The sequence below is a fragment of the Pinirhizobacter soli genome (assembly GCF_015905305.1).
GTDB classification, from domain to species: domain Bacteria; phylum Pseudomonadota; class Gammaproteobacteria; order Xanthomonadales; family Rhodanobacteraceae; genus Pinirhizobacter; species Pinirhizobacter soli.
This window is the reverse complement of sequence record NZ_JADZLQ010000004.1, coordinates 194,554-217,485: the sequence shown is the minus strand read 5'-3', so window position 1 is coordinate 217,485 and position 22,932 is coordinate 194,554. Positions and strand designations below refer to the sequence as shown.

Annotated in this window: 21 protein-coding genes; 15 read left to right on the top strand and 6 right to left on the bottom strand. The window is 62.8% G+C overall.

Annotated elements, in window-relative coordinates:
* Positions 1 to 9 precede the first annotated feature (9 nt).
* From NDK18_RS17680 to NDK18_RS17650, 7 genes are all read left to right on the top strand, one after another.
* A complete protein-coding gene (locus tag NDK18_RS17680) occupies positions 10 to 543 on the top strand; it encodes a DUF4398 domain-containing protein (RefSeq protein ID WP_250624194.1) in 534 nt (177 codons plus the stop codon).
* Positions 540 to 1,163: a hypothetical protein gene (locus tag NDK18_RS17675; RefSeq protein ID WP_250624193.1), complete on the top strand. Its 624-nt coding sequence runs from the start codon at positions 540 to 542 to the stop codon at positions 1,161 to 1,163. The genes NDK18_RS17680 and NDK18_RS17675 overlap by 4 nt, the downstream gene beginning before the upstream one ends.
* A gap of 305 nt (positions 1,164 to 1,468) precedes the next feature.
* Positions 1,469 to 1,696, top strand: coding sequence for an HP1242/YdcH family protein (locus tag NDK18_RS17670; protein WP_250624192.1), 228 nt, complete (start codon positions 1,469 to 1,471; stop codon positions 1,694 to 1,696).
* A 171-nt stretch (positions 1,697 to 1,867) separates the two neighbouring features.
* Complete coding sequence (locus NDK18_RS17665) at positions 1,868 to 3,238, top strand: pyridoxal-phosphate dependent enzyme (RefSeq protein WP_250624191.1); 1,371 nt, start codon at positions 1,868 to 1,870, stop codon at positions 3,236 to 3,238.
* Between the two features lie 29 nt (positions 3,239 to 3,267).
* Entirely contained in the window at positions 3,268 to 5,097 is a 1,830-nt protein-coding gene (glmS, locus tag NDK18_RS17660; RefSeq protein ID WP_250624190.1) for a glutamine--fructose-6-phosphate transaminase (isomerizing), read from the top strand.
* A gap of 32 nt (positions 5,098 to 5,129) precedes the next feature.
* The gene (locus NDK18_RS17655) at positions 5,130 to 5,828 is read left to right on the top strand and encodes a hypothetical protein (protein WP_250628539.1); all 699 of its coding nucleotides are present in this window, start codon (positions 5,130 to 5,132) and stop codon (positions 5,826 to 5,828) included.
* 104 nt (positions 5,829 to 5,932) lie between these two features.
* The gene (locus NDK18_RS17650) at positions 5,933 to 6,754 is read left to right on the top strand and encodes a class I SAM-dependent methyltransferase (RefSeq protein ID WP_250628538.1); all 822 of its coding nucleotides are present in this window, start codon (positions 5,933 to 5,935) and stop codon (positions 6,752 to 6,754) included.
* Between the two features lie 75 nt (positions 6,755 to 6,829).
* On the opposite strand, the gene NDK18_RS17645 is transcribed toward NDK18_RS17650, so the two are convergent.
* Genes NDK18_RS17645 through rfbB form a run of 5 tightly spaced genes read right to left on the bottom strand, consistent with a single transcriptional unit; the run spans position 6,830 to position 11,643 of the window.
* The gene (locus NDK18_RS17645) at positions 6,830 to 8,170 is read right to left on the bottom strand and encodes a phosphohexomutase domain-containing protein (RefSeq protein ID WP_284692178.1); all 1,341 of its coding nucleotides are present in this window, start codon (positions 8,168 to 8,170) and stop codon (positions 6,830 to 6,832) included.
* A 53-nt stretch (positions 8,171 to 8,223) separates the two neighbouring features.
* The gene (gene rfbD / locus NDK18_RS17640) at positions 8,224 to 9,165 is read right to left on the bottom strand and encodes a dTDP-4-dehydrorhamnose reductase (protein ID WP_250628536.1); all 942 of its coding nucleotides are present in this window, start codon (positions 9,163 to 9,165) and stop codon (positions 8,224 to 8,226) included.
* On the bottom strand, positions 9,162 to 9,719 hold the full coding sequence (gene rfbC / locus NDK18_RS17635) for a dTDP-4-dehydrorhamnose 3,5-epimerase (protein WP_250628535.1): 558 nt from the start codon (positions 9,717 to 9,719) through the stop codon (positions 9,162 to 9,164). Before rfbC ends, rfbD begins: the two co-directional genes overlap by 4 nt.
* On the bottom strand, positions 9,716 to 10,600 hold the full coding sequence (gene rfbA, locus NDK18_RS17630; RefSeq protein WP_250628534.1) for a glucose-1-phosphate thymidylyltransferase RfbA: 885 nt from the start codon (positions 10,598 to 10,600) through the stop codon (positions 9,716 to 9,718). The genes rfbC and rfbA overlap by 4 nt, the downstream gene beginning before the upstream one ends.
* The gene (gene rfbB, locus NDK18_RS17625) at positions 10,597 to 11,643 is read right to left on the bottom strand and encodes a dTDP-glucose 4,6-dehydratase (protein ID WP_250628533.1); all 1,047 of its coding nucleotides are present in this window, start codon (positions 11,641 to 11,643) and stop codon (positions 10,597 to 10,599) included. The genes rfbA and rfbB overlap by 4 nt, the downstream gene beginning before the upstream one ends.
* A 145-nt stretch (positions 11,644 to 11,788) precedes the next feature.
* On the opposite strand from rfbB, the gene NDK18_RS17620 reads away from it, so the two are divergent.
* Both NDK18_RS17620 and NDK18_RS19445 read left to right on the top strand, forming a co-directional pair.
* Positions 11,789 to 12,958 (top strand): trans-sulfuration enzyme family protein, encoded by a 1,170-nt coding sequence (locus NDK18_RS17620; RefSeq protein WP_250624182.1) that lies wholly within the window; start codon positions 11,789 to 11,791, stop codon positions 12,956 to 12,958.
* Positions 12,959 to 12,963: 5 nt separating this feature from the next.
* Complete coding sequence (locus NDK18_RS19445) at positions 12,964 to 14,295, top strand: glycosyltransferase (RefSeq protein WP_250628532.1); 1,332 nt, start codon at positions 12,964 to 12,966, stop codon at positions 14,293 to 14,295.
* Between the two features lie 5 nt (positions 14,296 to 14,300).
* Here NDK18_RS19445 and NDK18_RS17610 read toward each other — a convergent pair whose 3' ends face one another.
* Positions 14,301 to 15,713, bottom strand: coding sequence for a mannose-1-phosphate guanylyltransferase/mannose-6-phosphate isomerase (locus tag NDK18_RS17610; protein ID WP_250628531.1), 1,413 nt, complete (start codon positions 15,711 to 15,713; stop codon positions 14,301 to 14,303).
* A gap of 497 nt (positions 15,714 to 16,210) precedes the next feature.
* Between NDK18_RS17610 and NDK18_RS17605 the strand changes: the two genes are divergently transcribed.
* Genes NDK18_RS17605 through NDK18_RS17580 form a run of 6 tightly spaced genes read left to right on the top strand, consistent with a single transcriptional unit; the run spans position 16,211 to position 22,924 of the window.
* Positions 16,211 to 17,005: an ABC transporter permease gene (locus NDK18_RS17605; protein ID WP_250628530.1), complete on the top strand. Its 795-nt coding sequence runs from the start codon at positions 16,211 to 16,213 to the stop codon at positions 17,003 to 17,005.
* Entirely contained in the window at positions 17,002 to 18,273 is a 1,272-nt protein-coding gene (locus NDK18_RS17600; RefSeq protein ID WP_250628529.1) for an ABC transporter ATP-binding protein, read from the top strand. The genes NDK18_RS17605 and NDK18_RS17600 overlap by 4 nt, the downstream gene beginning before the upstream one ends.
* Positions 18,274 to 18,304: 31 nt before the next feature.
* Positions 18,305 to 20,002, top strand: coding sequence for a class I SAM-dependent methyltransferase (locus NDK18_RS17595; protein WP_250628528.1), 1,698 nt, complete (start codon positions 18,305 to 18,307; stop codon positions 20,000 to 20,002).
* Positions 19,999 to 20,937 carry a GDP-mannose 4,6-dehydratase gene (locus tag NDK18_RS17590; RefSeq protein ID WP_250628527.1) on the top strand — a complete coding sequence of 313 codons (939 nt, stop codon included), beginning with the start codon at positions 19,999 to 20,001 and terminating at the stop codon, positions 20,935 to 20,937. The genes NDK18_RS17595 and NDK18_RS17590 overlap by 4 nt, the downstream gene beginning before the upstream one ends.
* A complete protein-coding gene (locus NDK18_RS17585) occupies positions 20,934 to 21,911 on the top strand; it encodes a GDP-mannose 4,6-dehydratase (RefSeq protein WP_250628526.1) in 978 nt (325 codons plus the stop codon). The genes NDK18_RS17590 and NDK18_RS17585 overlap by 4 nt, the downstream gene beginning before the upstream one ends.
* Positions 21,908 to 22,924 carry a glycosyltransferase family 4 protein gene (locus NDK18_RS17580; RefSeq protein WP_250628525.1) on the top strand — a complete coding sequence of 339 codons (1,017 nt, stop codon included), beginning with the start codon at positions 21,908 to 21,910 and terminating at the stop codon, positions 22,922 to 22,924. The genes NDK18_RS17585 and NDK18_RS17580 overlap by 4 nt, the downstream gene beginning before the upstream one ends.
* The last annotated feature ends 8 nt before the right edge of the window (positions 22,925 to 22,932 follow it).

Genomic DNA, 22,932 nt, shown 5'->3' with positions numbered 1-22,932 from the left:
GAACGAGTGATGGTCCACATCTTTTCGCCGAAGCCGGGCTACAAACGGCTCCGGTTGCTTGGCTTGCCCGCCGTGGTGCTTGCCGTCGCGCTGCTGCATGGCTGCGCCAGCGTGCCGCCGCCGGACAGCCAGATGAACCAGGCGCAAGGCCAGCTGCGTACGGCCCGGGACGCGGGCGCTGCCGATTATGCACCTGTGGACCTTGGTTTCGCCCAGGACAAGTTCCAGCAGGCGTCCAGCGCCATGGCCAGCCGCAAGTACGACCTGGCCGCCCAGCTGGCCGATGAGTCCCGGGCCGACGCGGAAGTTGCCACCATGAAGGCCCGCCTGGGAGCCGCTCGATCGCAGATTTCGACGAAGTCCGCGGAAAACGGCAGGCTTCGCTCCGAGCTGTCGCAAGCCCAGGCCGATGCCGAGAACCAGGCCCAGCAGCCGGTGTCGCCGCCGCCGGGCAATGTCCAGGAAACCGAGATGACCTTGCCCTCACCGGCCGAGAGCACCGTCCCGCCCGCGGGTGACGACAGCCAGGGAGGCCAGCGATGAACCGCTTCACCAAGCTTGCCGCCGGTCTCGCCCTGGCCTTCGCGTCCACCCTGGCGATCGCCGCCAAGGACGACCTCGATGCCCAGCGCCTGTCCAACAGCCTTGACCAACTGGCCAGCGACCCGACCCTCGGTGGCTATGCCCAGGGCGAGCAGGCCCGTGCCCGGGATGCCATCAACCGCCTGTATGGGCTCAAGTCCAAGGAACGGGCCCACGCGCTGTATATCGCCGAGCGCCGGGTGGACGTAGCCCGCGCCGCCGCGCAGCTGCAGGACGCACAGAACCGCATGGCCAAGCTCGACCGCGAGCACGACCAGATCCTGCTGGACACCAGCCGCCTGGAGGTAGAAAACGCCCGCCGCGAGCTCGACCGCCAGCGTCAGCAGGCCCAGGCGGTGGCCGCCGAGAACGCGCGCCTGCAACAGGCAGGCATGGATTCGGCCCAGGCCGCAGAACAAGCCCGGGCCGAGGCTGACCAGTCGCGCAAGCTGGCCGAGGCCCAGGCCAAGGTCGCCAATGCGGCCAAGCGCCAGGCCGCGGCCGCCACCGCGGCGGCACGGGCCTTGCGCGACGCCGGCGACAGCGGTTCGGCTACGCCGTCAAAAAAAGGCGGTCAGTGAGTTAACTGCGACTTCCGTCCCAACTTCGCGATATTGCTGGAAAAAAAGGCCCCGCACTTGCGGGGCCTTTTTTATCAACTCATTGAAAGTGAAAGACATTAAGGAAGGTTTAATACCTTCCATGACCGCTTGCACGACCCCATCACGCGGAGTAGTTTCGGTCCTCCGGGGGACGCAATGTCCTTCGGGTGACCATCCGGAAACGCTTTCCGACTTGCCGGTTCCCGGCATCCGGGGCGGCGGTTTCCCCACCGATGCGGCCGCATGGCCCACGTGCGCCGCATCAACAGATGCAGGAGTCGACCATGTTCGAAAACCAGCAGCGTGACGATGTCGAGGCATTCATGAGGAGCGATGTTGAATTCCGCCGCCTCTACCAACTCCACCAGAAACTCGACAGCAAGGTCCACGACGCCGAGATCGGCGTACTACCCATCGACGATGCGACCTTGACCGGCATGAAGCGCCAGAAACTCCACGCCAAATCACGCTTGCTGCAGATGTGGGACGGTCGCTACGCGCAAGCGGGCTAAGCCCCCACCGGCAATAGGTTCTACCCCTTAAGACGGGCGCCTCTATGGCGCCCGTTTTGTTGCGCGAAGGGCGGTCGTGCACGACCCTCGGTTATCATGGCGCGTCACTACCGGCTCGTGTGCCGCGCGACTGGCAGGGGCCGCGCGTGGGCAGGGGCGAATGGAGCAGCAATGAGCGTCTACGGCACCGTCCTCGACCTGATCGGTCGCACCCCGATGGTGCGCGCGCAACATCTTGATACCGGCAAGGCCGAGCTGTTCTTCAAGATGGAAAGCATGAACCCCGGTGGTTCGATCAAGGACCGCATCGGCCTGTCGATGATCGAGGGCGCCGAGCGCACCGGCCGCATCAAGCCCGGCGATACCCTGGTGGAAGGCACGGCTGGCAATACCGGCCTTGGGTTGGCGCTGGTGGCGCAGCAGAAAGGCTATCGCCTGGTGCTGGTAGTGCCGGACAAGATGAGCCGCGAGAAGATCTTCAACCTCAAGGCCATGGGCGCAGAGGTCGTGCTCACCCGTTCGGACGTGGCCAAGGGCCACCCGGAGTACTACCAGGACATGGCCGAGCGCATCGCGCGCGAAACCCCGGGTGCGTATTTCATCAACCAGTTCGGCAATCCCGATAATCCGCTGGCCCACGTGCAGACCACGGGGCCGGAGATCCTCGAGCAGATGGACGGGCGCGTTGACGCCATCGTGCTCGGGTGTGGTTCGTCCGGCACCATGAGCGGCCTGACCGCTTTCCTGAAGGAACACTCGCCCCAGACCGACCTGATCCTGGCCGATCCCGTGGGTTCCATCCTTGCCCAATACATCAACGAGGGCGTGCTTTCCACCAAATCCGGCAGCTGGCTGGTCGAAGGCATCGGTGAGGATTTCCTCCCCTCCATCAGCGATTTTTCCAAGGTGGTCAAGGCCTATGCGATCAGCGACAAGGAAAGCTTCACCGCCGCTCGTGAGCTGCTGGCCAAGGAAGGCATCCTGGGTGGTTCGTCCACCGGCACCCTGCTTGCGGCCGCGCTGAAGTATTGCCGCGAGCAGACCGAACCCAAGCGCGTGGTCACGCTGGTGTGCGACACCGGCAACAAGTATCTGTCGAAGCTGTACAACGACTACTGGATGCTCGACAACGGCTTCCTGGAGCGCGAACGCTACAACGACCTGCGCGACCTGATCCTTCGTCCCTATGCCCAGCGCGATACCGTGGTGGTGGGGCCGTCGGAACTTCTGATCACCGCCTACAACCGCATGAAGCTCTACGACGTGTCGCAGCTGCCGGTGATGGACGGCGACCGCATCGTTGGCATCCTGGACGAATCGGACGTGTTGCTGCACGTGCACGTGGACGAGGCGCGTTTCCGCGACCCGGTGTCCACTGCGATGATCGAGAGCCTCACCATCCTGGATGTGAAATCACCCATCGAATCGTTGATGCCGGTGTTCGACCGCGGCCACGTGCCGATCGTGATGGACGGCGACCGTTTCCTGGGCCTGATTACACGAATTGATTTGTTGAACTATCTGCGCCGCAAAGTGAACTAACCGGGGCATCCCCCCAAGGACAGAACATCATGTGTGGAATTGTTGCCGCGACCGCCCAGCGTGACGTCGCCCCGCTACTGATCGCGGGTTTGAAGGCGCTGGAATACCGCGGCTACGATTCCGCGGGCCTGGCCGTGCTGGACGAGGGCACGCTGCGCCGCGTCCGCGCCAAGGGCAAGGTACGCGAAATGGAAGCGCGCTACGACGCCGATCCCGCCCCCGGCGGCACGGGCATCGCCCACACCCGCTGGGCCACCCATGGCGCGCCCAGCGAGCACAACGCCCATCCGCACGTGGCCGGCAGCGTGTGCCTGGTACACAACGGCATCATCGAGAACTACGCGCCGCTGCGCGAGCAACTCAAGGCCCGCGGCCGCGTGTTTACCTCCGACACCGATTCGGAAGTGATGGCGCATCTGATCGACGAACGCATCGGGCAGGGCATGGATCTGCGCGAGGCGGTGATCGCCACCGTGCGCGAGCTCGAAGGCGCCTACGCCATCGCCGTGATCAGCGACAAGCACCCCGATCGCGTGGTCGGCGCCCGCCGCGGCTGTCCGCTGCTGGTGGGCGTGGGCATCGGCGAGCACTTGCTCGGTTCCGATGCGCAGGCGCTGATCCAGGTGACCAACCGCATGATGTATCTGGAAGAAGACGACGTGGTGGAGATCACCCGCTCTTCCGCGCAGGTCTACACGCTGGACGGCAAGCCGGTGGAGCGCGAGGTACATGATTCGGAGCTCACCTCCGATGCCGTGGAGCGCGGCGAGTACCGCCACTACATGCAGAAGGAAATCTTCGAGCAGCCGCGGGCGGTCACCGAGACCCTGGAAGGGCGCCTGGGCGTGCACGGCGTACTGCCGAACATTTTTGGCCTGGGTGCCGAGGAGATGCTTTCAAAGACCCGCCAGGTGCACATCGTGGCCTGCGGCACCAGCTACCACGCGGGCCTGGTGGCCAAGTACTGGATCGAGCAACTGGCGCGTATTCCCGTCAGTGTGGAGGTGGCCAGCGAGTACCGTTACCGCGAGGCCGTGGTACCGCCCGATAGTTTGTTCGTGGCCATTTCGCAGTCGGGTGAAACCGCCGATACGCTGGCTGCCCTGCGCGAGACGAAGCGTCGCGGCTACCTGGGCACGCTGGGCATCTGCAACGTGCCCGAGTCGTCCCTCGTGCGCGAGGCGGACCTGAAACTGATGACCCGCGCCGGGCCCGAGATTGGCGTGGCTTCGACCAAGGCCTTCACCACGCAGCTCGCCGGCCTTGCCCTGCTGGCGCTGGAGCTCGGCCGCCAGCGTGGCCTGGACGAGGCCACGTACCTGAAGCGTTGCCAGGAGCTCTACACACTTCCGCGCTTCATCGAACAGGCGCTTACCCTGGAGCCGCAGATCATCGAGCTGGCGGCACAATTCGTCTCGCGCCAGCACGCGCTGTTCCTGGGCCGTGGCGAACACTATCCGGTGGCGCTGGAAGGCTCGTTGAAGCTCAAGGAAATCTCCTACATCCACGCCGAGGCGTATCCGGCGGGCGAGCTGAAGCACGGCCCGCTGGCGCTGGTGGACGAAAACATGCCGGTGATCGCCGTGGCGCCGAATGGGCCGCTGCTCGAGAAGCTGAAATCCAACCTGCAGGAAGTGCGGGCGCGCGGTGGCACGCTGGTGGTGTTCGCCGATCATGCCGCGGTGATGGACGAGAATTTCGAGCAGGACACCACGTTGCGTCTGGATAGCGGTGGCGACTTTATTTCGCCAGCGGTGTTCACTATTCCCCTGCAGCTCCTGGCCTATCACGTGGCTGTGCTGCGTGGAACCGACGTGGATCAGCCGCGGAATCTGGCGAAGTCGGTGACGGTGGAATGAGGGTGTTTTGTTGGGCGGCGTTCGCCGTCGGCATGTCCGCTGGTGTGGCCATGGCGGCCGATGCGCCTTCGTGCAATAGCGCCAGGCAGTGCGATGCCATGGGCGGCAAGGCTTATCGCGCGAAGGACTATGCGCGCGCGGCGGCGCTTTATGAGCAACAGGTGGGTTGGGTCGAGCAAGCCTCGGTCGATTGCCAAGGCACTGAGGATGATCACCCCGGGCGCACGTGCCCGGACGTGGGCGCCGATGCCTACAACAATGCCGCGCTCGCCTGGCTACGCGCCGGACAGCCTTTGAAGGCGAGGGCGTGGCTGGCCCGTGCGTCGGCTTCGCCCAGCACCACGCACAACAAGGGCCTGGTCGATGCCGCCCTGGCCTCGTTCAAGGCGCCGGCTTCCCCGGTGGGGGAATACTGGCAGTACGCGGGCTTCGGCTCGTGGAGCACCGTATCAGTGACCGCCAACGGCAAGGAATTCGATGTCCAGTTCAGCGGGCTGCATTTCAGCGCCAATGGCATGAAGTACGGGCCGAACATGGGAGACCTGTCGGATACCGTCACCATCATTGGCGGCCACGGGGTGATGCATGGTGACAAGGATATGCCCAGCTGCAAGGTGGAAATGAAATTCACCGAGCTTGGGCTGGACCTGGCTTCTGACGGCGAGTGTGGGTTCGGGGCAGGCGTTGGAGCCGGCGGACACTTTGATCGAGTTGGCCTGCGTTCGGAGTAGTGCAGGCCGAGATGCCCGGTCATCCATCCTTGTCGGAGGTTCTTGCGACTTTGATGGCGCGCCGCCCGGCGGTACTATCCTCTGCCTCGAGGAACAGGACCGCCATGGACCGCTCTACTTTCGTTGCGCTGGCCAAGCGCATACCGCCGTTGTATTGGGCTGCCGGTGCTGTTCGATATACCCAGTTCAAATCTCGGCTGAAGATTGCCGAAAATGCATATCGCCTTGATCCAACACGGCCGCTGCCGCCACCGATGCTTCGTTATCGCGTGCACCGCGCCTTGGACGAGGCCAGCTACCTTGAAGCAGGGGCCTACGTCGCCGATGTGATAGCAGACAATGCGCGCGCCACTGGGTTAGCTCTCCAGGGCCTGCGGATTCTCGATTTTGCCTGCGGACCTGGGCGGGTACTCAGCCAGCTGGCGCGCCGACTGCCCGGCAATCGTTTCGATGGTTCGGACATCGACGCCGAGGCGATCGGCTGGGCCCGCGGGCACTTGGGCGACGTCGCCACGTTCGCAGTCAACCGGCCAGATCCGCCAACTAACTATGCCGATGACAGTTTCGACATCGTCTACAGCGTGTCGCTTTTTACGCATCTGGACGAAGCCTTCCAGTTCCAGTGGCTGCAGGAAATCGAGCGCATCCTGAAACCTGGAGGTCTGTTGATCACCACGACGCACGGTAAGCGGTGCCTTGACACCTGCGCGCCAGCGGAGCTGGCGGAACTCGCTGCCAAGGGCTTTGTGTTCCGCGTCGATCATACTGGTCGCTTCAAGGTTGACGGGTTGCCGGACTTCTACCAGACCACCTTTCACACCGAAGACTACGTTCGAAATCGGTGGTCCACGATCATGCCGGTGGAGCGCTTCGTCGAAGGCGGAGTGAACAACCACCAGGATCTGGTTGTACTGCGCAAGGCCTGACCGCCGCGGCAGGGAGCCGGCCAGTTCGGCCGGCAAAGGCGGGGTCGCGGATGTACGCCGACCCCGCAAACGTGGTCAGCCTTCGATCATCCCGCGCAGCTCTTCCGTGCGCTGCTTCAACAACGGCAGGTTCGATCGAGTTTCCACGTTCAGGCGCAATAGCGGCTCGGTATTGGACGAGCGGATGTTGAAGCGCCAGTCGGCGAATTCCATGGACACGCCGTCGGTGCGGTCCACGCGCGGTTTGTCGCCGGCGAAGTGCTGTTCGATCTTCGCCACGATGGCCTTGGCGTCGGAGACCTTGAAGTTGATTTCCCCGCTGCAGGGGAATGTCTTCATGCGTTCGGCGAGCATCGATTCCAGTGAGGTGCCCAGCTTGCATACGCGCTCGGCTACCAGCAGCCATGGAATCATGCCCGAGTCGCAATAGGCGAAGTCGCGGAAGTAGTGGTGGGCGCTCATCTCGCCGCCGTAGACGGCGTCTTCGGCGCGCATGCGTTCCTTGATGAAGGCATGGCCGGTCTTGCTTTCGATCGCCGTGCCACCGGCGTCCTGGACCATCTCGATGGTGTTCCAGGTCAGGCGCGGATCGTGGATCACCTTGCCACCGGGGTTTTTTTCCACCAGCTGGGCGCCGAGCAGGCCCACGATGTAGTAGCCCTCGATGAAGCTGCCGCGCGCATCGAACAGGAAGCAGCGGTCGAAGTCGCCGTCCCAGCCGATGCCGAAATCGGCGCCTGATTCGATCACCGCTTTTGCCGTGGCGTCGCGGTTCTCGATCAGCAGCGGGTTGGGTATGCCATTGGGGAAGCTGCCATCCGGCTCATGGTTGATGCGGATGAACTCGAATGGAAGATGCGGGGCCAGCAGGTCAATCACCGCCCCAGCACCACCGTTACCGGCGTTGACCACGATCTTCAGCGGCTTGAGCGCGTCGCGGTCGACATAGGTGAGAAGGTGCTGGATATAGGCCGATTTGTCGTGGTCGCTGGTATGGCCGCCGCGAGGCCTGGCATCGCCGAAATCGTTGGCTTCAACCAGCTTCTCGATGTCCTTCAGGCCGGTGTCGCCACTGATCGGCTTGGCGCCGTCGCGCACGAGCTTCATGCCGTTGTAGTCGATCGGGTTGTGGCTGGCGGTGACCATGATGCCGCCGATGCTGCCGCGGTGCGCTGTCTGGAAGTAGACCTCCTCGGTGCCGCCCAGGCCGATATCGACCACGTCGCAGCCTTCGTCGCGCAGGCCGTTGCTCACCGCTTCGGCGAGCTTGGGGCTGTCCAGGCGGATGTCGTAACCCACCACCACGCTGCCGGTACCCACGGCGCGCGCGAAGGCACGACCGATGCGGTAGGCGATATCGGGGTTCAGCTGATCGGGGATGCGGCCGCGGATGTCGTAGGCTTTGAAACAATCCATCACTTGCTCCATCGAGTCATGCAATCGCGCTGATATAGCACGGTGCGTCTAAATCAAATGTGTTTGGTCTCGCAAAGCTCGTTCATCACCTGTGTGAGCCCCTCCGTCCAGTCAGGTAATGGAAAGCCGAATGCGTGCTGGAATTTGCGGTTGTCCAGCACGGAATAGGCGGGGCGCCGGGCAGGCGTGGGGAAGTCCAACGTAGTGATTGGCATGACGACCGGGTGTCGGGCCAGCTGTCCGGCGGAGGCTGCCGCATCGACGATAGCCTGTGCGAAGCCATGCCACGACGTCTGCCCCGAGGCGACCACGTGGTAGGTGCCTTCCAGCACCTGCCGCTCGCGGGGCAACGCCGCCAACCATGCCGCGATGGCCACGCGCGTAGCCTGGGCAATCAACGCCACGGACGTGGGTGCGCCGATCTGGTCGGCGACCACGCGAAGCTCGTCGCGCTCACCTGCCAGGCGCAGCATCGTCAGCAGGAAATTCTTCCCCCAGGGGGCATATACCCAGGCCGTACGGAACAGCAGGTAGTGGGCGCCAGAGCTTGCCAGGAGCACTTCGCCTTCGAGCTTGCTCCGGCCGTACGCCCCAGCCGGGCTCGTAGGCGCATCTTCGGGATAGGGCTCCCTTGCGTTGCCGTCGAAAACGTAGTCGGTGGAGTAGTGCAGCACGAGCGATCCATGCCGGGCGGCCCATGCGGCGATGTCGCCAACAGCCTGTGCGTTGATGGCCCAGGCCACGGCTTCATCGGACTCCGCGGCGTCGACAGCCGTGTAAGCCGCGGCGTTGGCGATGATGTCCGGCCGCATTTGATCAAGGAGATCCAGCACGGAGTCGGGTGCGGCCAGATCAGCCGTCGCCAGGCACGCATCGGGAGCGCCGTCGACTGGCCTGCCCTCGCGCGTGGCCGCCGTGACTTCGCCCAGGTCGGCCAGCTCCGCGCACAGTTGGCGCCCGAGTTGTCCGCCCGCCCCAAGGACAAGGATCTTCATGCCTGGAAAATGGGCAGTCGGTCAGGGGGCACGTCGGCCAGCAGCGGCGCGCGGGCATCCTTCTCTGACAGTAGTGGTTCGCTTACGGGCCAATCGATACCGAAGGCGGCATCGTCGTAACGGATGGACGCATCGGCCGCGGGGTCGTAGACCTCGGTGCAGTGGTAGCTGAAGATGGCTTCATCCGAGACCACGGCAAAACCATGGGCAAAACCCTCCGGTATCCACATCTGCCGGTGGTTCTGGGCGGTGAGCATGGCCGACACCCAGCGCCCGAAGGTGGGTGAGCCCTGGCGGATGTCCACGGCGACGTCGTAGACCTCGCCCACCAGCACGCTCACCAACTTGCCCTGCGGACGGGGCCACTGATAGTGCAGGCCACGCAATACGCCGCGTGCGGAACACGACACATTGGACTGGCGAAGGTTTACGTCGATACCCGCCTCGACGAAGCGGGGCTGGTGGTAGCTTTCATAGAACCAGCCGCGACTGTCGCCGAACACCTTCGGTTCAAGGATCACCACGCCCGGCAGGGCGGTCTGGATGACATTCAACGCACGACTCCCTGGTCGATCAGGCGAAGCAGGTATTGGCCGTAGCCGGTCTTTTCCAGAGGGCGCGCCAGTTCGCGCAGTTGCACGGCGTCGATCCAGCCGTGCAGGAAGGCGATTTCCTCCGGGCAGCAAACCTTCAGGCCTTGCCGGTTCTCGATGGTCTCGATGTAGTTCGACGCTTCGATCAGCGACTCGTGGGTGCCGGTGTCCAGCCACGCATAGCCGCGGCCGAGTTGTTCCAGGTGCAAGCTGCCTTCGTCGAGGTAGCAGCGGTTGAGGTCGGTAATCTCAAGCTCGCCACGCACGGAAGGCTTGAGCTTCGATGCGAAGCTGCTGGCGCGGCCGTCGTAGAAATACAGGCCGGTGACGGCATAGTTCGACTTTGGCTGGGCAGGTTTTTCCTCGATGCCCACGACCTTCCCGTTGGCGTCGAATTCGGCTACGCCGTAGCGTTCCGGATCGCGCACCCAGTAACCGAAAACCGTGGCGCCGCGCTCGCGCGCGGCTGCACGGGCCATCCGGTCGGTCAGGCCCACGCCGTAGAAGATGTTGTCCCCCAACACCAGGCAGCTGGGGTCGCCATCGATGAACGATTCGCCGATCAGGAACGCCTGGGCCAGGCCATCCGGGCTCGGCTGTATCGCGTACTCGATGCGGATGCCCCACTGCGAGCCGTCGCCCAGAAGGCGCTGGAACAATGCCTGCTCGTGCGGGGTGTTGATCACCAGCACGTCGCGGATGCCGGAAAGCATCAGCGTGGCCAGCGGGTAGTAGATCATCGGCTTGTCGTAGATCGGCAGCAGCTGCTTGCTGATTGCCTTGGTGATCGGATACAGGCGGGTGCCGGAGCCGCCGGCCAGGATGATGCCCTTGGTGGTCATGCGCCCAGTCGCTCCATGCGGTAGCTGCCATCGAGCACACGAGAGGTCCAGGGCTGGTTGGCCAGGTACCAGTCGACCGTGGCGGCAATGCCCTGTTCGAAGGTGACCGAAGGCGTCCAGCCGAGTTCATCGCGCAGCTTGCCGGCATCGATCGCGTAGCGGCGGTCGTGGCCTGGACGGTCGCGGACGAAGGTGATCAGGGATTCGCGGGCGCTGCCGCCGGCCAGTGGACGGCGGGCGTCCAGTAAAGAGCAAATAGCCTTGACCACGTCGATGTTGGCGCGCTCGGCGTTGCCACCCACGTTGTAGGTCTCGCCAACGCGGCCCGCGTCGAGCACGCGGGTAATGGCCGAGCAATGGTCGCCCACGTACAACCAGTCGCGCACGTTCAGGCCATCGCCGTACACCGGCAGCGGCTCGCCCTTCAGCGCCTTCTGGATCACCAGCGGGATCAACTTTTCGGGGAATTGATAAGGGCCGTAATTGTTCGAGCAGTTGGTGGTGAGGACAGGCAGGCCATAGGTGTGGTGGAAGGCGCGGACCAGATGGTCGGACGCCGCCTTGGACGCGGAGTAGGGCGAGTTCGGCGCGTAGGGCGTGGTTTCGGTGAACTTGCCCTCGCTGCCGAGCGAGCCGTAGACCTCGTCGGTGGACACGTGCAGGAAGCGGAAAGCCGCGGAGCTCGCGAGGATGTCGCGCCAGTAGTCGCGGACGCATTCGAGCAGGCCGAGAGTTCCAACGACGTTGGTCTCGATGAAGGCCGCCGGGCCGTCGATCGAGCGGTCGACGTGGGATTCGGCGGCGAAGTTCACCACGGCATCGGGTCGGTGGGCGGTCAGCAATTTGGCGACGAGGGTGCGATCGCCAATGTCGCCACGGACAAAGAAGTGATCCGGGCTATCGGCAAGCGTCTTGAGGGTGTCGAGATTACCCGCGTAGGTAAGTTTGTCGAGGTTGACCACTCGGTGGCCGGCGGCCACGGCGGCAAGCACGAAGTTCGCCCCGATAAAGCCGGCTCCGCCGGTAACAAGAAGGGTTTTCATCAGGCTCCCGGCCCCTTGGCAAGACCCACATTGTGTCATGGGTAGTCGTGCTTTTGAGCCCCAGGCAAGCTGAACGAGGGTCCATGTCGGGCCGATTTTTCGCGGTATCATGACCGGTCGCAACCCAAGCCCAAGTCGAGCCCACATGGCAAAGAAGAAGTCCGCCGCCCGCCCCCTTGGACTGGGCACCCGCGCCATCCACGCCGGTCAGTCGCCCGATCCGAGCACCGGCGCCATCATGACGCCGATCTACGCGACTTCGACCTATGTCCAGTCAAGCCCGGGCAAGCACCAGGGCTACGAATATTCCCGCACCCAGAACCCTACCCGCATGGCCTACGAGCGTTGCGTGGCCGCCCTGGAAGGCGGCACGGCGGGTTTCGCCTTCGGTTCGGGCCTGGGAGCGGCCTCCACGGTGCTGGACCTGCTGGACTCCGGCAGTCATGTGATTGCCATGGACGACCTCTACGGCGGCACCTACCGCCTGTTCGAGCGTGTCCGCCGCCGTTCCGCCGGCCTGGATTTCACCTTCCTGGATTTGAACGACCTGTCGGCCGTGAAAGCCGCCATCCGCCCCGAGACCCGGATGATCTGGGCGGAAACCCCCACCAACCCGATGCTCAAGCTGGTGGATCTGGCCAAGCTCGGCGCCTTCGCCCGCAAGCACGGGTTGATCCTGGTGGTGGACAACACCTTCTGCTCGCCCATGCTGCAGCGCCCGTTGGAAACCGGCGCGCATCTGGTGCTGCACTCGGCCACCAAGTATTTGAACGGCCATTCGGACATGGTCGGTGGCATCGTGGTGGCCGGCGATGCCGAGATGGCCGAGCGCATGGGTTTCTTGCAGAACTCGGTGGGTGCGATCGCAGGACCTTTCGACAGCTTCCTGGCCATGCGTGGCCTGAAGACGCTGCACCTGCGCATGCGCGCGCATTGTGAAAGCGCGATGGAACTGGCCAAGTGGCTTGAGAAACACGCCGCCGTGGAGCGCGTGATCTACCCCGGCCTGAAGTCGCACGCACAGCACGGCCTGGCCAAGCGCCAGATGGACGGTTTCGGCGGCATCATCTCGATGGAGGTGAAGGGCGGGCTGAAGAAGGCGCGGCAGATGCTGGAGCGCTGCGAGCTGTTTGCGCTGGCCGAGTCGCTCGGTGGCGTGGAAAGCCTGATCGAGCATCCGGCGATCATGACGCATGCTTCGATTCCGGCGGCTAACAGGAAGCGATTGGGGATTAGCGACAGTTTGGTGAGGTTGTCGGTAGGGGTGGAAGACCTGGCCGACTTGAAGGCCGAACTTGCCGCTGCCCTGGACTGATGCCGGTGCCACGTCGCCGCCCGACATGGTTGGACGTGTCGGCGTGGGTGCGCACCCATCGCTGGATACGTACGCTCTACCGATGGCTTCCGGCTCGCCTGCGCGCGCGGGCGGCCCAGGACATGGTGGATCGAACGGTGGCGACGTTGCGCTTCCCACCGATGCCGCCGCGGCCGGAGGTTGTCGACGCGCCGATGGCATTTCCCCCTACGGGCGAAGGCCGCGGAGTCAACCTCATTGGCCACTTCCGAGGCCAGTTCGGCCTGGGTGAGAACGCCAGGCTATTCGCCAGGGCGTTGCTGTCCCAAGGCTATCCAGTCGCCATGGTTGATCTGGACCTGGATATCCCCCACGCCATGGGTGAGCGCTCGCTCGATGTCCACTTGGGCACGGCTCAGCCGTATCCCGTGGATCTGTTCTTCGTCAATCCCGACCACCTTGCATCGGCCATGGCCACGCTTGGCCAGGATGCCGCTCGCAGCAGGTACACCATCGCCTGCTGGTTCTGGGAGCTGGAGAAGTTCCCCGATGCGTGGCGGCCGGCCATCGACCTGGTCGATGAGGTGATGGTGGCCACGCATTTCGTCCAGGACGCGGTGCACGCCGTGACGGACAAGCCATTGTTCCTGGCGCCGATTCCATTGGGAGCGTTCGCCGACAGCGGTCGGAGCAAGGATGAATTCGGCCTGGACGACGCCTATACGTTCCTGGTCACGTTCGACTTCAGTTCGTACCTTGCGCGGAAGAATCCCTCGGCGGCGATCGCCGCGTTCCGGCGCGCCTTCATGGGCGACGAACGCGTGAGGCTATTGATCAAGACCAGCAATGCCCATCGTCACGCCGACGCGCTGCGCAGCCTGATGGACGAGGGCGGCGGCGACCCCCGCATCGTGATCCGGGATGATCTGTTGCCACGCGATGACCTCCACGCCCTGCAACGCTGTTGCGATGCCTACGTATCGTTGCATAGGGCAGAGGGCTTCGGGCTCGGCATGGCCGAAAGCATGATCCTGGGCAAGCCCGTGGTGGCGACTGCGTATTCGGGCAACCTGGATTTCATGACGCCGGATAACGGCGTGCTGGTGCCCTATCGACTCGTTCCCGTCGAAGTAGGCGAGTACGCGTTCGGAGAAGGCCAGCACTGGGCCGAAGCCGACGTGCAGGCGGCTTCCGACGCCATGCGACGCTTGTACAACGATCGCGCATGGGGCGAGGCCCTGGGCGAGCGGGCTTGTCGCGATATGGAAGTGTTCCTGTCGCCCGAACGCATCGGCAAAGCCCTGGCCGATCACCTGGATGCCGTTCCCGTGCCGTCGTTGCCGGCACGGGCTTCATAGCCGCCTCAGGCGCGCCCGTAGACGTCTTCGAGGCGTTCGATGTCGTCTTCGCCGAGGTAGCCGCCGGACTGCACTTCGATCAATTCCACCGGATCGGTACCGGTGTTGCGCAGGCGATGTACGCTACCGCGCGGAATGAACGTGCTTTCATTCTCGTGCAGCGTGAATACGCGCTCGTCACAGGTGACCTCGGCGATACCCGACACCACGATCCAGTGTTCGGCGCGATGCTGGTGCCGCTGCAGGCTCAGCGCCGCGCCCGGTTTGACCACGATGCGCTTGACTTGGAAGCGGTCGCCAGTTTCCAGTGAGTCGTAGCTTCCCCAGGGTCGATGTACCTTGCGGTGCAGGGAGTGTTCGGTACGCCCGGACGACTTCAGTTGGTCGACCACGCGTTTAACGTCCTGCGCTGCGTCACGGTGCGCAACCAGGGTGGCGTCGGGCGTAGTGATGATCATCAGGTCGGACACGCCGACGGCGGCGATAAGGTGGCGATCATGCGAGCGGAGCAGGGAGTTGGTCGCGTCCACGGTGATGGCATCGCCCTCGATGAGGTTGCCGTCCGCGTCACGGTTACCGGCCAGCCACAGGGCCGACCACGAGCCGATGTCACTCCAGTCGCAGCTGCAGGGCAGCACGGCGGCGCGGCGGGTTTTTTCCATCACTGCATAGTCGATGGAGTTGTCGGGAACCTGGGTGAAGAGGTTCGCATCGACGCGGATGAAGTCCAGGTCCTTGTTGGCCGAGGCGTGGGCCTTGCGTACGGCTTCGAGCATCGCCGGAGCGTGTTCGTGCAATTCTTCAAGGTAGCGTGAGGCTTTGAACAGAAACATGCCCGAGTTCCAGGCATAGTCGCCTTCGTCCAGATAGGACTGCGCAGTAGCCTCATCCGGCTTTTCCACGAAACGGTCGACCTTGAACGCGCCATCGCCGAGCGATTCGCCCTGGCGAATGTAACCGAAGCCGGTCTCCGGGCGATCGGGCCGGATGCCGAACGTGACAAGCCAGCCGTCACGGGCGCGCGGCAGGGCGCTCTCAACCGCCTCGCGGAACTGGGATTCGTCGCCGATCAGGTGATCGGCGGGCAGCACCAGCAGGATGGCCTCGGGATCGTCCTGGAGCGCCTGCATTGCGCCCAGGGCAATCGCAGGCGCCGTGTTGCGGGCTACCGGCTCCAGAATGATCCTGGCACCGGACGTTCCCGATTCAATGAGCTGTTCGGCTGCGAGGAACCGGTGATCGTCGCTAGCTACTACGATCGGCGCCCCGGCCTCTCTCAGCGCTGAGGCGCGTGCGACCGTCTGCTGGAACAAGGTGCCATCGCCAACGATGGACAGGAACTGCTTGGGCAAATTCTTGCGCGAGACCGGCCACAGGCGTGTACCGCTCCCGCCGCTAAGAATCAAAGGAATTAGCATCTTACACTCCGGTTGGGATCTTCTTCGCCCCCGCCCCTGCGGACGTTGCTGCGCGGGCATCCTACCTACTGAAAGGTGTACCGGCGCTGCGTTTTGTCGGGCACTTCGCCCGGGCATTTTAGCAAGCAACACTCCGGGGCAGGCCGGTCGCCGGCCCGATTGAATGACGCCGGATCACGCTGAGTTCTGGTACCTGATTGAATAGCTTATATTTCCACTCGGGCGATACTGGAGTGTCGGGCGATGGGGTGAACCGGCCAGGGTGAACGGCGAGCAACTTGCCCAGCCCCAAGGGGGGGCGGGGCGAGTAAGATAGTCGGCTTTCGCCTCATGAAAGGGACGGGGCTGGGATCGTCATCTCCGAGTTGTCATGGACATGGCTGCGAGCCGCGGACACGCACAAGCTGGCTATTGCCGATACCTAGCAGTCATTCATCAGGCAACCTATTGAGAAAGATGAAAAAAATGCCAAGTCATCGCGCGATCAGCCCCCTCCCATGAAAGAGATGCTGCTAGCTATCTGGCGCTACCGCCACTTCATCCTCTCTTCCATCCGGAACGACCTGCGCTCGCGCTTTGCCCGGAGCAAGCTCGGCGCACTGTGGATGATCCTACAGCCGCTGGCTCAAGTTGCCATCTATTCTCTGGTGCTCTCGCGCATCATGTCGGCCAAACTCCCCGGGATCGATAGCCGTTACGCCTATTCGCTCTACCTTCTGTCGGGCATGCTCGCCTGGTCGCTGTTCAGCGAGATCGTCAGCCGGTCGCTCACCGTTTTCGTCGACAACGCGAGCATGCTCAAGAAAATCGTCTTTCCGCGAGTATGCCTGCCGCTGATCGTGGTCGGTTCGGCCCTGGTCAATAATCTCCTGCTTTTGGTGGTCACGGTCATCGTGTTTGCCCTGTTAGGGGAATTCCCTGGAACCGCCGCATTTTGGATTCCCGCACTGATGGTGTGCGGTGTGGCCTTTGCTCTGGGCCTTGGTCTCCTTCTGGGCGTACTTAACGTGTTCGTCCGTGACATCAACCAGTTCATGCAGGTGATCCTGCAGCTTTGGTTCTGGCTGACGCCGATCGTCTACATGACCACGATCATCCCGCCGGCACTGATGTCCTGGATGCGCCTGAACCCGATGTATTGGATCGTGACCGAATACCAAGGTGTGCTGGTCTATGGGCGCGGGCCTGAATTCATGTCATTGCTGCCAATCCTCGTATCATCGTTAGTGCTTCTGGTTGTGGGCCTGCTGCTCTTCCGCAAGGCAGCTCCGGACATGGTGGACGTCCTATGACGCACGCGGTGCTCGAGGTTCGCAACGTCGGCAAGTCCTATCGCGAATTCGGTAGCGAATGGCGGCGGTTCGCCAGCTGGCTGGGTTTCAGGTCTAGCCGCATCAAGGAGCACTGGGTCCTTCGCAATATAGGTTTCAGCGTGTCACGCGGTGAAGCGGTGGGCATCGTGGGGCAGAATGGCGCGGGGAAAAGTACCCTGCTGAAGATCGTTACCGGCACCTTGGGTGCCAGCGAGGGAAAGGTGATAGCGGCGGGCCGCATCGCGGCGATCCTGGAACTTGGCATGGGTTTCAACCCCGACCTGACGGGTCGGCAGAACGTGGAGCACAGCGCGGGACTCATGGGTTTTTCACTCGCGCATATCCAGAAACTACTGCCCGATATCGAGGCCTTCGCCGAGATCGGGGAGTATTTTGACGAGCCCCTGCGCACCTATTCCAGCGGCATGCAGATGCGCGTAGCGTTTAGCCTGGCGACCGCCGCGCGGCCCGATGTGCTCATCGTCGACGAGGCGCTCTCTGTAGGCGACGCATACTTCGTACATAAATGCTTCAAGCGGATTCGTCAGTTTCGCGAGGAGGGCACCACCCTGCTCATCGTTTCGCATGACAAGGCAGCCATCCAGGCGCTTTGCGACCGCGCGGTCATGATCGACAAGGGTCGGCTGGTCGCCGACGGTTCTCCGCAGGAGGTTCTCGATCTCTACAACGCGCTGATCGCTGAGAAGGAAACCGTCGACACGATCCGCCAGGTCGTCGCCGACGACGGCGCCACGGTGACCACATCAGGTACCGGCGAGGCATCCGTTGAACGCGTGAAAATCGAAAATACGCGTGGCGAGGTCATCGAGTTGGTCGGCGTCGGCGACACGGTGGATCTTGTGCTCGACGTCTTGGTCCACAAGTCCATAGCAAATCTGGTGATCGGCTACATGCTCCGCGATCGCCTCGGCCAACCCGTGTTCGGCACCAATACCCACCACGAGGGGAAGGTGATAGTCGATGCACGTCCCGGCGACCGTTTCCAGATGCGCGCGCGCTTTGCCGCCAACATTGGCGTAGGCAGTTATTCGGTGTCGGTGGCTTTGGCCAGTTCCGAGACCCACCTGGTCAATAACTACGAGTGGCGCGACCTCGCCCTCGTCTTCACCGTGGCCAATACCACGCGCACCACGTTCGTCGGTGGTACCTGGCTTTCCACTTCGGTTTCAATCCGGCAGGACAACGTTCCCCTCTCGCTTGGCGCGGCCAGCGGCGAAGGCCGGTAGCTTGCGACCGGACGCTAATGGCTCGTCATTCATGAATCGCATCAAAGGTTCCCAGTCCATGCAAGAAAATAGTCGGGTCACCACCCTCTTTCCCGTGGACGCCGATCTCTCCATCGATGAACTCATGCAGCGCGTACGCGCTGAAGTCGAGCTTCGTCGCTCGATGCATGATGACTGGGTAGAGGAAGAAGCGGTGCCAGTCGCCAAAGGCGAACGGCTTCCGCGCTGGGTAGGTTCGAGCCGCCGCTTGCCGACCAAGCCATTCTATCAACTGGGCGAGTTGCTGCAGTTTACCGATGAGGAGTTCATCTCCATTGCGTTCCGGGTGATCCTACGTCGTCCGCCCGATGAGGAAAGCGGCCGCCACTATCTGCACGCGCTGCGCGCCGGACGCAACAAGATCCAGATCCTTGGCGATCTGCGGTTCTCCGAAGAGGGCTGGAAGAATAACGTACACATCAATGGATTGATGGTGCCCTACAAACTGTACGGGATGGCGGATCGACGTTTCATCGGCCGGTTCGTTCGCCTTGCGCTCGACCTGGGCCGCCTGTTGCGACTGCCACATCGCCTGCAGTCGGCCGAGAACTCAAGCGGCCGCAATGTCCAGGAGCTTGGTGGGGTTGTCAACAAACTGGGCGAAGTTGCCGAGGAACGCCTGGCCCAGCTGGAGGCAGCCCGGGCGCAGTTCGAAACGCGCCAAGCGCACCTGGAGGGCGAGGTGGCAAACCGAGCCTCTGCTGCCGCTCTCCAGGCCGCCGACGAGCGCGCCAAAAACCTCGCAGCGCTGGCCGCGGCACTCGCCGAGCGAGCCGATGCCTTTGCCGCCCGCGCCGACGCGCTGGCCGTCGAGGTAGCCAAGTTGCAGGCACAATTGGCGCCCGAGCATGCATCGATCCAGGCGCTGACCGTCGATAGCCACGGGCACCGCCGCAGCATCCTGGATCTTCAGCGAAAGCTGATGACACTGGCCCGAGCTGCACCGACGCCGACTGAGGGCGTGGTCTCACCCAATGTTGTTGTGCCGTCAACGGGCGCGGTCAACGACATTCTCAATGCTGACTACGTCAGCTTCGAAGACTCTTTCCGCGGTGAGCGCGAGGACATCAAGCAGCGCTGCGCGCACTATCTCGATAGTCTTCGTGATGCATCGATCGAGCCTGGAGACGGCCTAGTGCTGGACTTGGGCTGTGGCCGGGGCGAGTGGCTCGAACTCCTGCTTGAAAAGGGCTACGCCGCTCGCGGCGTCGATCTCAATGCAGCCATGCTCGCCGACTCCCGGGATCATGGTCTGGACGTCATAGAGGCCGATGCGGTGTCGTACATTGCCTCGCTCCCCGATGCCTCCGTCGCCGCCATCACCTCGATGCATCTTGTCGAGCACCTTCCCCATGACGTGTTGATCCGGCTGTTGGACGAGGCGTTCCGCGTGATCAAGCCCGGCGGCCTGATTGTCCTGGAGACCCCGAATCCCGAGAACATTACGGTCGGTTCGTGCTGGTTCTACCTCGATCCAACTCATCGCAACCCGATACCGCCGCAACTCTTGCAGTGGATCGTGACCAATCGCGGCTTCAGCGATGCGAAGGTCGAGAGGCTGTCCGAATTCCGCGGCGTGCCCTCCATTCCACGACTGGGAGAGGAGGTTGCCGGCGCCGCCCAGATCAATGAAATGGCGGCATGGTTCACAGCTGCCCCCGACTACGCCATCCTGGCTCGCCGAGCATGATCGAACAGGCCAGTAAAACGTTCCAGCGTATCTATGTCACCGGCGCCACCGGATTCGTCGGCAAGCACATCCGGGCACAGATCGCCGGTGGCGTATTTGGTGCGGCGCAATTCGTGCCTGCGTCCGCGGAGATGGATATCCGGGATCCCGCGCAATTGCGTGCCGACATCGAAGTTGCGCAGCCCGACGCCGTCATCCATCTGGCCGCTCGAAGCTTCGTCCCAGATTCCTTCGACGATCCTCGCGCCACCTTCGACGTCAACCTGCTCGGAACGCTGAATCTGCTGCAGGCACTGTCGGCACGGCACTTCAGCGGACGTGTGTTGTATGTGAGCTCAGGTGATGTCTACGGTATGGTCCCAGAAGCCGAACTCCCGGTACTCGAGTCCCGGGCTACGATGCCGCGGAGCCCCTATGCGGTCAGCAAGGTGTCGGCCGAACTGCTTTGCCGGCAGTGGCAGCTCACCGAAAAACTCGATGTGGTTGTCGCGCGACCATTCAACCATATCGGGCCAGGGCAGGGCCTGCAGTTCGTGGTACCGGCGATGGCCAGTCAGGTGGCCGCCATGGCGACCAGTGGCGATATCGGGGAGATCATCACTGGCGATATCGACGTTACGCGCGATTTCAGCGACGTGCGCGATGTCGTGGCGGCTTACGCGGCCATTCTGGCTCGTGGTTGCTCGGGTGAAATCTACAACGTGGCGTCGGGTCATGAAGTAAGGATTCGCGATATCCTGCAAATTCTTTGCGAACTTACGGGTGTGAAACCGCGCGTGTCTACCGATCCGTCACGACTGCGTGCGACCGAACAGCGCCGCATGGTGGCTAGCGCCGCCAAACTGAACGGGGACACCGGCTGGACACCAGCGATCCCCCTTGACGTCTCGCTAAAACAGATTCTGGAAACCTTCGAACCAAAGGGTGCGCAATGACGAAGAACGCGTTAGTAACCGGTATCACCGGGCAGGACGGTGCCTACCTGGCCAAGTGGTTGCTCGAGAAGGGCTACGCCGTGCATGGTGTGATGGCCCGCCGCGGTTCGGACAGTCTCTGGCGGCTACGTGAGTTAGGCGTCGCGGACGACGTTCGCTACATCGATGGTGACTTGCTCGATGTCACATCCCTCATCCGTGCCATGGAGATCTCCCGGGCCGACGAGGTATATAACCTCGGCGCGATGAGCTTCGTCGGTACGTCTTGGACTCAGCCCATCCTTACCGCCCAGGTCACCGGCGTAGGCGCGGTGAACGTGCTCGAGGCCGTTCGCATCGTCAATAATAAGGCGCGCTTCTACCAAGCATCGACCAGCGAAATGTTCGGTCTGATCCAGGCAGCCAAACAGGACGAGAGCACGCCGTTCTATCCGCGCAGTCCTTATGGCGTGGCCAAGCTGATGGCGCATTGGGCCACCGTGAACTATCGCGAGAGCTTCGGCCTGCATGCCTCCAGCGGCATCCTCTTCAACCATGAGTCGCCGCTACGCGGGCCGGAGTTCGTGACGCGCAAGGTAACGCTGGCCGTAGCCCGCATCAAGAATGGGCTGCAGAAAGAGCTTCGGCTGGGTAACATCGATGCCAAGCGCGACTGGGGTTTTGCGGGCGATTACGTCCAGGCAATGTGGTCAATGCTTCAGCAGAAAGCCGCAGACGACTACGTGATCGCCACCGGTACCACGACTACAGTGCGCAACATGTGCGAGATCGCTTTCGCTCATGTCGGCCTCAAATACGAAGATTACGTGGTAATAGATCCGGAGTTTTTCCGACCCGCCGAGGTCGATGTCTTGCTGGGTAACCCGGCCAAGGCACTTGACCAGCTCGGCTGGGCGCCCACGACTTCGTTGTCCGAATTGATCGGTATGATGGTCGATGCCGACATGCGGCGGTTGGAACATCGTCCTGCATGAAGGTCGCCGTTTTAACGGTTCGTGCGTCGTCCGGGGAGGTGGGCGGCGCCGAGCGATTGTTCGATAGCCTCGTGCAGGCGTTCAATGAACTCGGCCACCAGGCCGAAGAAGTGACGCTTCCCACCAGCGAGGCGACCTACCACGATATCCTCTCCAATTACCTTTATTTCTACGATCTGTGCCTGTCGTCATACGACGTGGTGGTATCGACCAAGGCGCCGACATGGATGGTCAATCATCCCCGTCACGTGTGCTACCTGGTGCATACGATTCGCGCCTTCTACGACATGTTCGAGTCGACCTTTCCGTCGCCGAGCCCTACATTGCTTGAGCAACAGAAGCTGCTGCATGCCCTCGACACCAAGGCACTGTCCCGGCCGGCATGCCGTGCAGTGTTCTCGATCGGTCACGAGGTGACGCACCGGCTTGAGCGCTGGAATGGCAGATCGGCCAAAGTGCTGCACCCGCCACTGTGGAGCAATCCGTTCCAGACTGGCTCGTTCGAGCCGTACCTTTTCCTTCCTGGAAGACTGCATGCCTGGAAACGGACGGACCTGGTCATTCGCGCGGTCCTGGCGTCGAAGAGCGGCCTGGTGTTGAAGCTGGCGGGGACGGGCGAGGCCGAGGAATCGCTGCGCGCGCTTGCTGGGGGTGACTCCAGGATCCAATTCCTTGGAAGGATTTCCGAGGAGCAGCTGGTGGCTGAGTATCGTGATGCCCTTGCCGTGCCCTTCACACCAAAGAGCGAGGATTACGGGTATGTCACTCTTGAGGCCTTCGCGAGCGGCAAGCCGGTTATCACGTGCACCGATTCGGGCGAAGCTGCCCTGATTGTCAACGCATGTGGAGGTGGATGGGTCGTCGAGCCGACGCCTACGGCACTTGCAGCGGCCCTAGATGACATCGCGCGGTCACCCGCCGATGCCAAGCTTGCCGGTCGTCGAGGCTTCGATTGGGTGACTGGCATGAGTTGGAAGGCTGTTGCTTCCGAGTTGTTGGCTGCCGCGACATAGATGAGTTC